14 protein-coding genes and 1 pseudogene are annotated in these 13,169 nt (G+C 33.2%); 7 read left to right on the forward strand and 8 right to left on the reverse strand.

The annotated features are described in order from the left end of the window. Nucleotides 1-421 precede the first annotated feature (421 nt). Nucleotides 422-751 (forward strand): YegP family protein, encoded by a 330-nt coding sequence (locus ACIQ2L_RS11420; RefSeq protein ID WP_396158884.1) that lies wholly within the window; start codon nucleotides 422-424, stop codon nucleotides 749-751. A 593-nt stretch (nucleotides 752-1,344) separates the two neighbouring features. Here ACIQ2L_RS11420 and ACIQ2L_RS11425 read toward each other — a convergent pair. The 5 genes from ACIQ2L_RS11425 to ACIQ2L_RS11445 form a co-directional block, all read right to left on the reverse strand. Then, entirely contained in the window at nucleotides 1,345-2,001 is a 657-nt protein-coding gene (locus tag ACIQ2L_RS11425; protein ID WP_396158886.1) for a response regulator, read from the reverse strand. Between the two features lie 2 nt (nucleotides 2,002-2,003). Next, on the reverse strand, nucleotides 2,004-2,771 hold the full coding sequence (locus tag ACIQ2L_RS11430) for a sensor histidine kinase (RefSeq protein WP_396158888.1): 768 nt from the start codon (nucleotides 2,769-2,771) through the stop codon (nucleotides 2,004-2,006). 3 nt (nucleotides 2,772-2,774) lie between these two features. After that, complete coding sequence (locus tag ACIQ2L_RS11435) at nucleotides 2,775-3,434, reverse strand: hypothetical protein (RefSeq protein ID WP_396158890.1); 660 nt, start codon at nucleotides 3,432-3,434, stop codon at nucleotides 2,775-2,777. 50 nt (nucleotides 3,435-3,484) lie between these two features. Further along, a complete protein-coding gene (locus ACIQ2L_RS11440; protein ID WP_396158892.1) occupies nucleotides 3,485-4,363 on the reverse strand; it encodes a hypothetical protein in 879 nt (292 codons plus the stop codon). Nucleotides 4,364-4,490: 127 nt separating this feature from the next. Then, a complete protein-coding gene (locus tag ACIQ2L_RS11445; RefSeq protein ID WP_396158894.1) occupies nucleotides 4,491-5,042 on the reverse strand; it encodes a hypothetical protein in 552 nt (183 codons plus the stop codon). A 265-nt stretch (nucleotides 5,043-5,307) separates the two neighbouring features. Here ACIQ2L_RS11445 and ACIQ2L_RS11450 point away from each other — a divergent pair, with 265 nt between their 5' ends. The 4 genes from ACIQ2L_RS11450 to ACIQ2L_RS11465 all read left to right on the forward strand — a co-directional run bounded on the left by ACIQ2L_RS11450 (nucleotide 5,308) and on the right by ACIQ2L_RS11465 (nucleotide 8,926). After that, entirely contained in the window at nucleotides 5,308-5,853 is a 546-nt protein-coding gene (locus ACIQ2L_RS11450) for a hypothetical protein (RefSeq protein ID WP_396158896.1), read from the forward strand. A gap of 30 nt (nucleotides 5,854-5,883) precedes the next feature. After that, nucleotides 5,884-7,056: a matrixin family metalloprotease gene (locus ACIQ2L_RS11455; protein ID WP_396158898.1), complete on the forward strand. Its 1,173-nt coding sequence runs from the start codon at nucleotides 5,884-5,886 to the stop codon at nucleotides 7,054-7,056. Beyond that, complete coding sequence (locus tag ACIQ2L_RS11460; protein WP_396158900.1) at nucleotides 7,056-7,919, forward strand: hypothetical protein; 864 nt, start codon at nucleotides 7,056-7,058, stop codon at nucleotides 7,917-7,919. The genes ACIQ2L_RS11455 and ACIQ2L_RS11460 overlap by 1 nt, the downstream gene beginning before the upstream one ends. A 551-nt stretch (nucleotides 7,920-8,470) precedes the next feature. Further along, entirely contained in the window at nucleotides 8,471-8,926 is a 456-nt protein-coding gene (locus ACIQ2L_RS11465; protein WP_396158902.1) for a helix-turn-helix domain-containing protein, read from the forward strand. A gap of 41 nt (nucleotides 8,927-8,967) precedes the next feature. Here the strand turns inward: ACIQ2L_RS11465 and ACIQ2L_RS11470 are convergent. The 3 genes and pseudogenes from ACIQ2L_RS11470 to ACIQ2L_RS11480 all read right to left on the reverse strand — a co-directional run. Then, nucleotides 8,968-9,033, reverse strand: a pseudogene (locus tag ACIQ2L_RS11470) (hypothetical protein); the annotation flags it as partial. Nucleotides 9,034-9,111: 78 nt separating this feature from the next. Then, nucleotides 9,112-9,528, reverse strand: a complete 417-nt coding sequence (locus tag ACIQ2L_RS11475; RefSeq protein WP_396158904.1) for a hypothetical protein — start codon at nucleotides 9,526-9,528, stop codon at nucleotides 9,112-9,114. Nucleotides 9,529-9,653: 125 nt separating this feature from the next. After that, nucleotides 9,654-10,211, reverse strand: a complete 558-nt coding sequence (locus tag ACIQ2L_RS11480; protein ID WP_396158906.1) for a helix-turn-helix domain-containing protein — start codon at nucleotides 10,209-10,211, stop codon at nucleotides 9,654-9,656. A 360-nt stretch (nucleotides 10,212-10,571) separates the two neighbouring features. On the opposite strand from ACIQ2L_RS11480, the gene ACIQ2L_RS11485 reads away from it, so the two are divergent. Then, complete coding sequence (locus tag ACIQ2L_RS11485) at nucleotides 10,572-10,910, forward strand: MazG-like family protein (RefSeq protein ID WP_396158908.1); 339 nt, start codon at nucleotides 10,572-10,574, stop codon at nucleotides 10,908-10,910. Next, nucleotides 10,907-13,096 (forward strand): DNA/RNA helicase domain-containing protein, encoded by a 2,190-nt coding sequence (locus ACIQ2L_RS11490; RefSeq protein WP_396158910.1) that lies wholly within the window; start codon nucleotides 10,907-10,909, stop codon nucleotides 13,094-13,096. Before ACIQ2L_RS11485 ends, ACIQ2L_RS11490 begins: the two co-directional genes overlap by 4 nt. Nucleotides 13,097-13,169: the final 73 nt, after the last annotated feature.

Raw genomic sequence — 13,169 nt, forward strand, 5'->3', positions numbered from 1 at the left:
CTTAATCAGTAGAAGACCATTTACCAAACTGTGTGTAATTTTTAGAACACAAAACTAGTTTGTCCCAATCTTCTTTAATTAACGCTTCTTTTTTTACTCTAGTCCAGCTTTTTATTTGCTTTTCAATCTAAACCTGAAAGGTTTTAAAAACCTGTCAGGTTTGACGATTACTAACAACAAACAGTTCTTTAACAAAGGTCTTCGACACTTCCTAAGTCAGCACAGGCGAAGCTCAGACTGACAATGTTGTACTCATTGGATTTATATAAAGCTGTCACACGGAGCGTAAAATTGCGTTTGCGAAAAGGCTTTTTAACTATTTGTTTACTAAATTTTAAAGATAAAATTATAACTCAAAAAGAATAGTTGTCTAACTTTGTGTGAGTCATTTCACTATTGAAAACCTTTAAAACTATTTACCATGGGAAAATTTGTGATTACTAAAAGAACGAATGGTGACTTTCAGTTCAATCTTAAAGCCGTTAACGGACAGGTTATTTTAACGAGCCAAGGTTATGCGACCAAAGCAGGTTGTGAGAACGGTATTGAATCCGTGAGAAAAAATAGTGCTGATGATGCGCAATTTGACCGAAAAACTGCTACTAACGGAAAAGCCTATTTTAACTTAATTTCAACTAACGGTCATATTATCGGCAGTAGTGAAATGTATGAGAGTACCGCTGCCCGTGATAACGGCATTGAATCTGTGCAGCATAATGCTCCAGACGCGACCGTTGAAAATTTGATTTAACGTGTTTAAAAATTTTCAATTAATCCATAAAAAAAGCGCGGAACCCTCCGCGCTTTTACTTTTCAACAAAAACCCATATCCAAAAGCGGTCACACTGAGCCTCGCCTTTGCTGAGCATGCCCTGAGCCTGTCGAAGGGTCGAAGTATCAAAGTGCTACTCGTTACGAAGTATTTTTCCTTGTCTATGCCTAACCCGTCCAAGTAAAGGCGTAATTATTGCTGCATCCCACTTGAATTCATGTCAGCTTTTTTTAAATGGGTAACCATAACACCGGATTTTTGCGGTAAATACGAAATAAAATCACCGCATAAACATAAAATGACGCTGTAAATTCTATAATCAAAAGCGTGCTTGTACTTCGTCTGTTAGCATCGCTCGGATGTAAAGGTTCTAAAATAACTAAACCTGACAGGTTCTTAAAACCTGTCAGGTTTGAAAAAAATACCAATTGACGAATCAAATAGTATCTAAAAAAATAAAATAATATCCTTTTTTACGTAATGGGCTTTACTAGTTTGGAGCCCCCATTTTTTATTTACAAAATTGTCATGCTGACTAAGCAAGCATCATGTTAACCTAGTCAAGTTAAAAATTATAAAAATGGCTCAGTCAATCTGTATTTAAAAGAAAATAAGACCAGTCCAACTTTAGATTTAATGTTAAACCGATCAAACAAGGCAGCTCTATAGGTTTCTATTGATTTAATCGAAAGGTTCATGGCATCTGCCATTTGTTCGTAGGTAAGCTCTCGTTCGTCACAAACGAGTTTCAGAAACTCTAATTCTCTTGCATTTAAGGCAACGGCTTCTTTTTTAGTTTCTCCTGATACGTCATAATTACGGATGCGTTTTAGGATTTCGGAAACATTGTTATATCCTATTTTGATGATGTTGTCAATGGCAAATTTCAAATCATGTGCCGTACAGTTTTTATGCAAAAACCCTCTCGCACCATGGTGGTACGCCGCATTAATAATTTGTTCATCAAAATGTTGGGTCAACAATAATACTCTAAGCTCTTCTTCTCGTGCTTCCAAATCTTGTAGCACTTCTACACCGTTTTTATTAGGCATCGAATAATCGAGAATATAAATATTCGGAGCTGGGTTTAGCGGCAACGCGGCTAAGAACTCATCGCCATTGTCAAACTCGTGTATCACTTTATAGTTACCCATTTTGGATAACAGTTCTTTTAAGCCATGGCGTACAATGGCGTGATCGTCTATGATGCAAATAGTGATGGGTTCCATAGTTATGTTGTTTTAGTGTCTAAAAGCGTAATGATGGTTCCGTTTCCGGGCGATGATTTGATGGTAACCGAGTACTGAATACTTTCGGCACGCGCTTTTAAATTGGTCAGTCCCAAGGATCGCTTTTGTTGGATTGCTTGGGTATCAAAACCTTGTCCGTTATCAGAGATAACCATTTCAAAACAAGGTTGCAGTTGCACCGTTAACGAAATACTGGTTGCCCGTGCATGCTTCATGGCATTATTTAAACTCTCCTGAAAAATGCGGTAAATAATGATTTTCTCCTCTGAAGAAAACGCTCGTTTTGATGTTGGTTGTAACACAAAACTAATGGCTATTTTCGTGTTTTTTTGCAAGCGTTCCATTTCGGTAGCAATAGCTTTGAGCAAATCTTGTTGCATAATCAGTTGATTGTTTAAGGAATGGCTTATTCCACGAATAGAATCGGATAACTTGCGGATAGAATCAGACAAAGGTGCCAAATCCGCTTGACGTTCTGGCCTATCGAGTTTTAAATTCTCTAACTGAAAATTAATCACGGTGAGCTGCTGCCCGGTGTCGTCGTGTAAATCTTTAGAAATGTTTTCGAGCACTTGCTCTTGGGTTTCGATGATGGTTGTGGTAAGCGTTTTTTGAAATGCCAACTCTTTAATGTTATGCTCTTTTATTTTTTTGATGTAGAGTTTGATTAGTAAAACACAAAAGAACACTACCAATACCACAATGGCTATTGATATTAGTATTGCTGAAATTATTTCTTCATTAGACATAGCTTATTTATATTCTTTTTTCTCTATTTTACTTTCACGATAACAAAACACTATAAGCAACGAATAATAAATAAAATTGATGAAATAGCCAATAATGTCATAGAGAGCAATACCGTGAAAAACTATAGTTGAATTTATAATTCTGTTGTTAAAACTACTAAGGATACTATAACCCAGCATAAATACAATAGGGCAAAACAAGAGCAAGTAGCTATTTGAATGAAAAAAAGTTAAATTCTCTCCTTTTAAATGAAAAAAACTTTCTTTAATAAAAATGGCTACATACATCATCGCCCCTATAATAAAAGTAAAATGGTTAAAATACTTTAACCCTTCGTAAAAAAACAAATTGACTAAAGCTAAAACAACATAGCTTGCTAACAATTTCAAAACATAATCTCGTTCAAAGATTTTACTCGATAACAAAAGCCATAAACTATTAAATAACAAAGCCGATACAGAATAAACAAAGCCAATGTAAATTTCTTTGTTAACTACTAACAAAAACAAATTCAATACTTCCGCAAATAAAGCCAAACAAAGAATTAAAAGTAGTAGTCTTTGGATAATTTCCTTTCCATTATAGTATATCAGAAAATATCCAAATGTTAGTACAACAATTAGCTGCGTAAAATTTAAATAAGGCAGTATTTCTTGAATCATAAATTCACTCTACTTTTGTATATGGCAGAGTGAATTTAGTAAAAATAATTTTATAGAGGAGAAAAATTATAATATGTATCTGGTCCTGTCATTAAAGGTGGAATTTGAGAAAAATCATAATAAACATATCTGCCACTATCTAACTTGATACGGAAAATGATTTGTTCAGCATTGGAAAATAATGGAAAATTAAAAAATTCCAAAGGAGTATCCATTTTTGCAGCAAGATTAGTAGAATTAACCTCATAAATACTTCTTATAAATGGAATTGAATAATAATCGCCAACTGGTTTAAATGTACGACTCAGATTAAAAGCAATCTTATCATCCCAGTCTATTTCAAAATTTAAATAATATTCATATTTATCATCTTCATATTTACCCCCTTTAGCAATAATCATTGATTTTATTTGATTAAAAGTGAGCGAATATTTAACAACTTCACCATCCAAAATAGCATCAATTTTGTTAAGCGTTGCAGTATCATCAATCTTATGAACACATTCAATAAGTGGATATGTATCAAGGAAACATATATATTTTCCATTATTATAAAGCCACTGCGATAACATTTTTTTTGTGAAATCTTTATTTTTATTGACATATTTTAATACATTGAAATATGAATATTCAGACCCACATGATTTTCCAATAGTTGATGTTGATAAATAATCTTTATAATCCGATCGAAAATTATCATATAGTGTCTGAGCTTCCAGTGCATTATTTGAAAATTTGTCTTTTGCAATAATTATTAAGTGCTTTTCACAACTATTACCACTAACGAGTTTTTGCATAGCAAAGAAATCTAAATTTTCTGTTTGCTTGTTTTGTTTTGAGTTTTCTTGCTTTGTTTCTATTTTTGGTGCTTTTTTTTCACATCCTGTTACTACAAGGAGAACTGAAAACATAAATAAAATTTTTTTCATGATTTAAGAATTTAAAGGTTACAATTTATTTCTACAAAGTTCCTTATAACAAAAGATTGCATACTGGGGTAAAACACTGATTTATTAGGGTTTTACCCCCATTCGTTTACAAAGACCAAAACTGTTTTTATACAGCAAGTGGTTCTTCAGGTGGATATAGAGGCGGGATTTGAGAAAAGTCATAATAGCTTTCAGTGCTTCCCTTAATAGAAAATACCAAACAATCCTTATCATAATGGCGACCCATGGTAAAAACCAATATGGCGGTTTTTTTATATTTTCTATATATTGCTTCCATAAAAGGTAAGGAATAGCATGAGGGTTTGAGTGTAAAATTACCTACCAGATGATGAGAAATTTTTTTATTCATATCCAATGGGAAAGAAATAAAAAAATCGTAATTTATAGGAAAACTAAAATAGTCGTTTTTAATGCTCTGTATTTTTATTTCAGTATATACAGGTCGTTCCTCCCCCCAATAATTCGCTATTAAGTCTTCATGAGTATCTTTTGTAATTTGATGCCTATTTAAAATGCATCCGTACAACTCGGGATCAATATCATCAAGGACATGGCTTCTTAACCAGAGAACCTGAGTACTTACACTCGAAAATTCAGGATAATCTTTAAAAAACTCTTCACACTTTTTATTCAAGTTTTTTACTTTCAATTCTTTCATAATTTATAAACATTAAGGTTATTATTTTCTATTTCAAAGTTCCTCATAACCTAAGTAAGCAGACTGGGGTAAAACCCTAAATCGTTGGGGTGTTTACCCTAATACTCGAGTTACAAGCTAAAATATCACTTTTTTTCTTACAATCCCTTAAAGCATTGAAAATTTAATGATTAGGTAAAATACCCATACAGCTTAGGGTATTTACCGAAGTATTGCAATTCGTATTGGGAGTAGTTTTGGAATGTCAAACTCTAAATAAAATATTATGAAAAAAATTATGATACCCTTAGTATTCCTGCTAACACCTAAAGTAATAACTGCCAGCACCGAATTACCGCCTTGCCAAAAATGTGAACTATTTGGCTTGGAGCAATTATTGGCTTTTATGCCTATAATAACCTTTATAGTAATATTGGTTGTTATTTTTTGGAAGCTCAATAAAGAAGCTTATAAAATTGGTGATGCCTTAAAAGAAAATACAACTATAGAAGTATCGGAAGACAACCCAGCACTCAATGAACCACCAAAACCAGCTTCGACTGGTGCAATCCAGGATCAAGTTCCTGCTACTCCCATAAACTCAACACCATACGTTCCTAAAACCATTCAACCCAAAAGCACTAGCCGCTTGATTGCCTTTATCTCCGGATTGATATCCGTGGGCTTAGGATCTTGCCTCTGTTCGTTTTGGATGTACAACTATTTAACTAAGGATGTATACCTAGACATGTCATCTGTTACCAACGTACTTTTAGCATTAGGATTAGGAGTTGTTCCGTATGCAGTAAATAAAATTGCAGGAAGTAAATAAAAACCAATTATAAACTAAAAACTAAAAATTATGAAAACAACAAAAAAAATAAACACTGATTTTGAATTACAAACAACTTCTTTTTTACCAATCGAAGAGCAGTTGCATATTTATAATAACCATGTTATTTGCGTAACTGATTCTAAAGGTTATGCTCTACCAAAAAATAGGGACTTGAAAGAAATTAGGGTGGATGCCTCAAATGGCTTTATACCTCTTTGGGAACAAGGTGTTACTTTAAATTGGAGATTTGAAAAATCATTTGGTAGTTATTTTAAAAATCCTGATGTGGCTAAAGCGGGTATAAGAGGTCTTTTTGGAGAAGCTATTTTAGCATGGAAAGATGCTTGTCCAATAAAATTTCATGAAGATAATGATGTATGGGATTTTGAGATTGCAATGCATCAGCAAGACTGTAATCCTTCAGGATGTGTTTTAGCATCAGCTTTTTTTCCTAGTCCAGGTCAAAATACATTTTATATCTATCCTACAATGTTCAAGCAAAGCCGTGAAGAACAAGTAGAAACAATAGAGCATGAAATTGGGCATATTTTCGGACTACGCCATTTTTTTGCTAATATATCTGAAAAAGAATGGAAAAGTGAATTATTTGGTTCAGATAATCCATTTTCAATTATGAACTATGGTGATAAAAGTAAATTGACTGATAGTGATATAGATGATTTGAAAACATTATACCAACTAGTATGGAGTGGTCAGTTAAAAGAAATAAATGGAACTGAAATCCGATTATTCACACCCTATCATAGAAACAAGGAAAGAAGAAATAATAGAAAAATAAAGTTATTAAGCGACGAAAGTAAAAAGGACGCAAAAAAGTTAATAGCAAAATTCCTTACTGAATATGCGAAGGAATATAAAAGTGAACACTCTAAAAATTCCTTTAGAATTAATGACAAACCTATCGCAAATCAAACTTCGCCTGAAAAAGAGGAAGTCATAAAATACCTTGTAAAAAGTGCAATTTCAAGATTAAGGGGAATTCCTGTTCCTGAAATAAGTGATGAAGCTGACCTCATTCTTGATTTACGTATGTCTTCCACTCAAATTAGATCATTAGCTACCGTATTTACTTTCATTGCCCAAAAATTTAAAGCAGGGGTTGTAATTAATGCTAATGAGTGCGAAGAGCAAGATACCGTTCAAGATTGTGTAATTTTAATAATGACAAAAACTGAATAATGATGAAAAGAAAATATATTCAAATAACTATTTGTTTCCTTTTTACTTCATTAGCCCATTCACAATTCAAGATACGGCAATCATTTGATAGTGGAGAAACAAAGGCTGAACCAGCAGAATTTAGTTATACTAAACCTAATGATGGCAAAGAATCCTACCTTGTTGATTTAGCATTAGGTTATGATTTTAATAACAGTGACACTAAATCGTATACTCTTTTTGCTGAATATCATAGGAATACACTAATAGATAAAGAACAGAACAGCTTTCAAACTGGCTTTTCATACGAATTATTTACCAACGCAACTTTCAGTCTTGACGCCACCCGAAAAAATAGTCATAGATCTATATTTAATGTAACTGCTAAATACAATTATAATGATATTGATACGTTACATTCAGCACAATTAGTAGCAGATTTTACAAAATTTTACAATACTCATTCCTGGTTAGGTAAAATAATACCTCATAACAATATAACCCTTTGTAAGGAATTTGCATTTCAATATTCCCCTAGCATTAGCCTCGAAAATGAATATGTTATTAATGCACCAATTGAAACAAATAAGGGTTTTATAATGAGGGGGGTAGGAAATCTGTTTGTCGGGCTTTATCCACTTGCCAATACATTGAATTCAAAACTAGAATTATTTTTTAATATTCATGAAAGATATGACTTAATTAATAGTATCAGTAAAGAAGAGAGGAATACAAAGTTGATAGAGACTGGGGCTAATTTTACTATTTTAAGTAATAGGAAGAAATCAGCTATTTTAGGGGCGAGTTATAATAAAGGCTCTAATCCGCTTAAAGGACTTAAAGAACAGGAATATGTTATAGTAGCTTTGAAAGTGAGACTTTAAATTCATTAATTTAAAATAATCCCAAAGCAGCAAGGCCTATGGATTGTTTTAATGATTCAAACTTTAAAGTCACACTAGAAACATAATAAAAACAAAAAAAAAGCCACCCTTTCAGGCAAACTTTTCAAAAAAAGCGCGGAACTCCGCGCTTTTTTAATACCATAACCTAAAAGTAGCTTTCTCTCATTACCAATATCTATTTTAATGGGTTAATGTTTCCCGGATCAATGCCCAAATAGCGGCATAAATCGTGGATGGTGGCGGGCTGGTGTTTTTCCTTGTTGTTTAGGTTGCGGATTTGTTTAATGATTTCCTACGCTTGTCTTTCGCTTTTTCCGGTGATGGACTAGACGTCCTTGGTGTAAATGCAAATGCGGTTAATGATTTTTGATTTCTGATTTTTTTTTCGCTGCGCTCCAAACAATGGCTTTACTAGTTGGCTACGCTCGGGTCAAATTTTTTCCTCCGTCAATAAAAAAAAATTAACATAGCAATGTAATTCCGTTTCGTTTATTTCGTTTATATTTGCATGAACTAAACATGAATATAAAATGGACTATTTTAATGACCTGAAAAAACCTTCTAAAAAAGAGCAACTAGCAGCTATGGATTCCTATACTGCATTAACGGCTACCTTGGAAGATTTACATTCGGAAAATCCAGAAATTGAAATTGAAGAAACTGCCCAAAAAATAAAAATACCCTTAACTGCCCTAAAGCTTTTAGCAAAAATATTAAAAGCTACAAGTCAGGGCCAACCAATCTCTATAGTTCCCATAGCTATCGAAATGACTACGCAATCGGCTGCGGAATTAGTTGGTTGTTCCAGACCTCACTTAGTGAAATTGCTCGAGGAAGGAACAATTCCTTTTACCATGGTCGGCAGACATCGACGCGTTAAATTTGAGGATGTAATGAAATTTAAGAAAGAAATGAAACTGAAACAGGAGCAATTGCTTATGCAAATTATGAAGTCAGATGAAGAATTAGGATTATATGATTCATAGTGTCCGCTTTCGTGCATTGAAAGGGCATCGGTTGTGATATCTAATGCAGTTGCCAACTGCTCTTGTGTTAATCCTAATGCATCCCGAAGATAGTTTACTCTATTCATGATACTAAATTTATATTATTTTTTCTAATTTTTTAATAAAAACAAAAAAGCGCCCCCCGCAGGGGGCGCTCCTCATACTTAAGCTGCTATGCTCAGTCTTCTTGCTTCTACTGCCGCCATAAAGGCGTCAACTTCGGCCAATTCTTGGTCTATTCGACCCAATTCTGATTCTTTCTGTAACAAAGCTACTGTCCCGTAATTCTCTTTACGGTTCTCTAGCACAAACTTTCGGTACTCGAGCGTAACTTTTTTGTCCATTGCAGTTTCCCGAGAAGGTCCTTCGGGTAATGCCGCAATAATGATTTCGGTAGCGGCAATCTCCGCAATAACTCCTTGGATTTCGGCATCCAATCCCACCGAGGTCTCGGCATACTTTTGAGCCACACGCTCAATGGTAATCTTCTTGTAATTCAGGTCGGCCTTTTCTCTAGCCGCCCAGGCTACTAATGAGTCACAATCTGCGACTTGCATTAAACTTGAAATTGAATAATTCATTCGTGTTGAATTTTAATGTTACTAATGCAAACCGTAATGACGAACACCGTGCCTAAAATTCAATTTTAAGAATAATTTATTAAAATTTTAACATAATAACAAACAAAAACGTAGCAATTAAATTGTTATGATGCTTTATTCTCATTGCGCTTGTCGCGCATAACAAATAATTTTCGCTCCAAAAGCATTTTTTGGTACACTAACAAATCGACCTGTAATTCCAAGGCTAACACATCGGCCTTGCTCTGCTTTTTAAGCGAAGCTTTCACCCTTTTCTCCAAAAGACGCAACACATCGGGAGACACTTCGGGCAGTTCGCTAGCACGTTCCCTCAAGAAATAGAGGAGCTTCATAGCTTTTTCGTTATGCGAATAAAGTGCCCGAGTTTTGCTGAGCTTTCGTCTAAGCCGCTCATACTGGTACTCGTTTTCTTTAATTAGTTTTTGAAGTCTTACGGCCTGCTCTGCCTCCTGCTCTTCTAGCGCTGCGGGCAGTTCAACCTTAGCTTCCGGCGATTGGATGTAGTGGAGCATGGCGCCCAACAGTACGTTAGAATGGTGAGGGATGTTACCGTTGCCCAACTCAAAACGGGACACGGTACTGCGGTGAAGCCTCAAAAGTTGAGCCATTTCTTCCTGGGAAAACCCCAGCAAGTCCTTTATTTCCTGAGATTTTCTCCTCATAGATCATTGGTTAGTACCCTATTTTATAAGCAATAAAAAGGTAAGTGCAACATTACTAAAACGGAAAAACAGGGGGATTTATTGTGCACATTTTTGTCGCTACTAAAAAGTATGATACATTTTATGGTGCATTTTTATCGCTACTAAAAAGTATGACACATTTTATGGTGCATTTTTATCGCTACTGAAAAGTATGACACATTTTATGGTGCATTTTTATTGCTACTGAAAAGTATGATACATTTTATGGTGCATTTTTTATGGCAGCTTTGCTTTTGCGCCATTAAACCGATAAAATCTCAAACGGTTGATTGTTTATGTATGGGAAATTTGGTATGTTTGAATGATAAATCATTCGTAATGGAAAAGTACAAACAAGTAATAGATGAACTAATTAAATTTAGAAATGATAGAGAATGGGAACAATTTCACGATTCTAAAAATTTAGCTTTAGCAATTGCTCTTGAAGCGGCTGAATTAAATGAGCTTTTCTTATGGAAAAAAGGAGATGATGTTGAAAACATTAAAATAGACCGCTTAAAAGAAGAACTTGCAGATATACTTTCCTTCTCATTTTTACTAGCTGAAAAGCATAATCTTGATGTATTTGAAATTATCTTAGAAAAGATAAAAAGCAATAATGAAAAGTACCCTGTAGATAAAGCAAAAGGAACAGCTAAGAAATATAACGAATTATGAGTCAAAACGAAATCTTCACAATTAAAAGATATGATTTTGATTCAAGTTTAGCTAATGAATTTAATACAGTCCATTATGTTAAAGATTTATGGCCTATCGTATATATATTGAGTGATGGCAACATAAATGAAGCCTATGTAGGCGAAACAGCTGATGCCTTTGCTAGAATGGGTAGTCACTTAAAAAATAATAAAAAGAATAAACTATCTGCAGTTCATTTAATATCAAGTGAAAAGTTTAATAAATCGGCAACTTTAGATATTGAGTCCAATTTGATTAAATATATTTCTGGTGACGGCCAATATAAGTTGATTAATGCAAACACTGGATTAGCCAATCATAATTATTACCAAAAAAAAGAATATTGGGATATTTTCAAATCTATTTGGGATAGCTTAAGAACAGTTGGTATAGCCAAGCATCCTATTGATTATATTGACAATTCTGATTTATTCAAATATTCTCCCTATAAAACCTTAACCTCGGAACAAAAAAGTAGTTTACTGGTTATAATGAAGAACCTTTTAAATAATACTTATAAAAATATTATTATTGAAGGTGGCGCAGGAACTGGTAAAACAATTTTAGCAATATTTCTATTTAAATTACTTAACACAACTAATGACGATTTTAATTTTAATGAATTTGGAGATGATGAGTTCGAATTCATGGAAATTGTTTTTGAACTAAAAAAGAAATACCCAAACCCTAAAATGGCTTTGGTTGTACCAATGTCATCCTTTAGAAGCACATTAAAGAAAGTATTTAAAAACATTAAGGGACTTAGTGCCAATATGGTGATTGGACCTGCTGAAATTGTTAATGATACATTTGATATTGTTATTGTTGATGAGTCACATCGTTTAAGACGTCGTGTTAATTTAGGAGCTTACTTTAGAGCATTTGATGTTGTTTGTGAAAAGTTGAATTTAGATAAACACACTTGCAATGAATTAGATTGGATTATGAAACAATCCGAAAGTGCTATCTATTTTTATGATGAAAACCAATCCATAAAACCTTCCGATGTTAAAAAAGAAGATTTTGATAAACTTAAAGTGAATAGTTTAACCAAAACAGAATATTTAAAATCTCAATTTAGGTCAAGAGGTGGAAATGATTATGTTAATTACATCGATAATCTTTTAAAATGTAAACTGACTAATTCCAACATTATATTCAACTCTAAGGAATATGAACTCATTCTTTTCGATTCTATTAAGGATATAGTTAATGAAATTAAATCTAGAGATATAGAAAATGGTTTATCCAGATTAGTTGCAGGATATTCATGGCCTTGGATGACCAATAAAAAAGATTCCAAGCAAGATTATGACATTGAAATTGAAGGCACAAGGTTAAAATGGAACAGTACTAATATTGATTGGGTTAACTCAGTTAACTCAAGAGAAGAAGTAGGTTGTATTCATACAACTCAAGGATATGATTTGAATTATACAGGGATAATTTTTGGCAATGAAATTACTTATGATAAAGCAACTAATGAAATTAAAATTCTAAAAGGAAATTATTACGATGTAAATGGTAAACAATCTATTGTTGACCCGGAAGAGTTAAAAGATTTTATTTTAAACATATACAAAACAATACTATTAAGAGGAATTCGAGGAACCTATGTATATGTTTGTGATAAAGATTTAAGAGACTATTTTTCTCAATTTATTCCTAAATTCAAAACTGAAAAAGAAACTCAGATTTTACAAGAAGATGAAGTTATCCCCTATGTAAATAGTATTCCCATTTATGATTTAAAAGTTGCTGCTGGTAATTTTAGTGAATTGCAAACAGTACCCGATTGTGAGTGGATTGCGTTACCAAAGAATTATAAGCCCTCAAATGATTGGTTTGCATGTAAAGTTATCGGTGAATCCATGAACAAAATAATTCCAAATGGCTCCATTTGTATGTTTAGAAAATATACTGGTGGCTCAAGGGATGGAAAAATAGTTTTAGTAGAACATACAAGTATTCAAGACCCCGATTTTGGGTCAGGATACACCGTAAAAGAATATAGGAGTAAAAAAGAAGTTACTCAAGACTTTTGGAGTCATCAATCAATAACTTTAAAACCGATATCAAATGATTCCTCTTTTGAAGATATTATACTAGAAGATGATGAATTAAGTAGTTTAAAAGTGATTGGGGTTTTTGAATGTGTTTTATAAAACAAATTTAACGCAGATTTATAGTCTGTGTATGAATAGTTTGATGTTTATAAGTTTCACGGATTATAAATCT

It is taken from the genome of Flavobacterium sp., assembly GCF_044369455.1.
Classification (GTDB): Bacteria; Bacteroidota; Bacteroidia; order Flavobacteriales; family Flavobacteriaceae; genus Flavobacterium.

What these genes read in the sequence shown, in the direction of transcription:
- ACIQ2L_RS11420 (WP_396158884.1), top strand. Translation starts at nt 422, where the DNA reads ATGGGAAAATTTGTGATTACTAAAAGAACGAATGGTGACTTTCAGTTC.
- ACIQ2L_RS11425 (WP_396158886.1), bottom strand. Translation starts at nt 2,001, where the DNA reads ATGGAACCCATCACTATTTGCATCATAGACGATCACGCCATTGTACGC.
- ACIQ2L_RS11430 (WP_396158888.1), bottom strand. Translation starts at nt 2,771, where the DNA reads ATGTCTAATGAAGAAATAATTTCAGCAATACTAATATCAATAGCCATT.
- ACIQ2L_RS11435 (WP_396158890.1), bottom strand. Translation starts at nt 3,434, where the DNA reads ATGATTCAAGAAATACTGCCTTATTTAAATTTTACGCAGCTAATTGTT.
- ACIQ2L_RS11440 (WP_396158892.1), bottom strand. Translation starts at nt 4,363, where the DNA reads ATGAAAAAAATTTTATTTATGTTTTCAGTTCTCCTTGTAGTAACAGGA.
- ACIQ2L_RS11445 (WP_396158894.1), bottom strand. Translation starts at nt 5,042, where the DNA reads ATGAAAGAATTGAAAGTAAAAAACTTGAATAAAAAGTGTGAAGAGTTT.
- ACIQ2L_RS11450 (WP_396158896.1), top strand. Translation starts at nt 5,308, where the DNA reads ATGAAAAAAATTATGATACCCTTAGTATTCCTGCTAACACCTAAAGTA.
- ACIQ2L_RS11455 (WP_396158898.1), top strand. Translation starts at nt 5,884, where the DNA reads ATGAAAACAACAAAAAAAATAAACACTGATTTTGAATTACAAACAACT.
- ACIQ2L_RS11460 (WP_396158900.1), top strand. Translation starts at nt 7,056, where the DNA reads ATGATGAAAAGAAAATATATTCAAATAACTATTTGTTTCCTTTTTACT.
- ACIQ2L_RS11465 (WP_396158902.1), top strand. Translation starts at nt 8,471, where the DNA reads ATGGACTATTTTAATGACCTGAAAAAACCTTCTAAAAAAGAGCAACTA.
- ACIQ2L_RS11475 (WP_396158904.1), bottom strand. Translation starts at nt 9,528, where the DNA reads ATGAATTATTCAATTTCAAGTTTAATGCAAGTCGCAGATTGTGACTCA.
- ACIQ2L_RS11480 (WP_396158906.1), bottom strand. Translation starts at nt 10,211, where the DNA reads ATGAGGAGAAAATCTCAGGAAATAAAGGACTTGCTGGGGTTTTCCCAG.
- ACIQ2L_RS11485 (WP_396158908.1), top strand. Translation starts at nt 10,572, where the DNA reads ATGGAAAAGTACAAACAAGTAATAGATGAACTAATTAAATTTAGAAAT.
- ACIQ2L_RS11490 (WP_396158910.1), top strand. Translation starts at nt 10,907, where the DNA reads ATGAGTCAAAACGAAATCTTCACAATTAAAAGATATGATTTTGATTCA.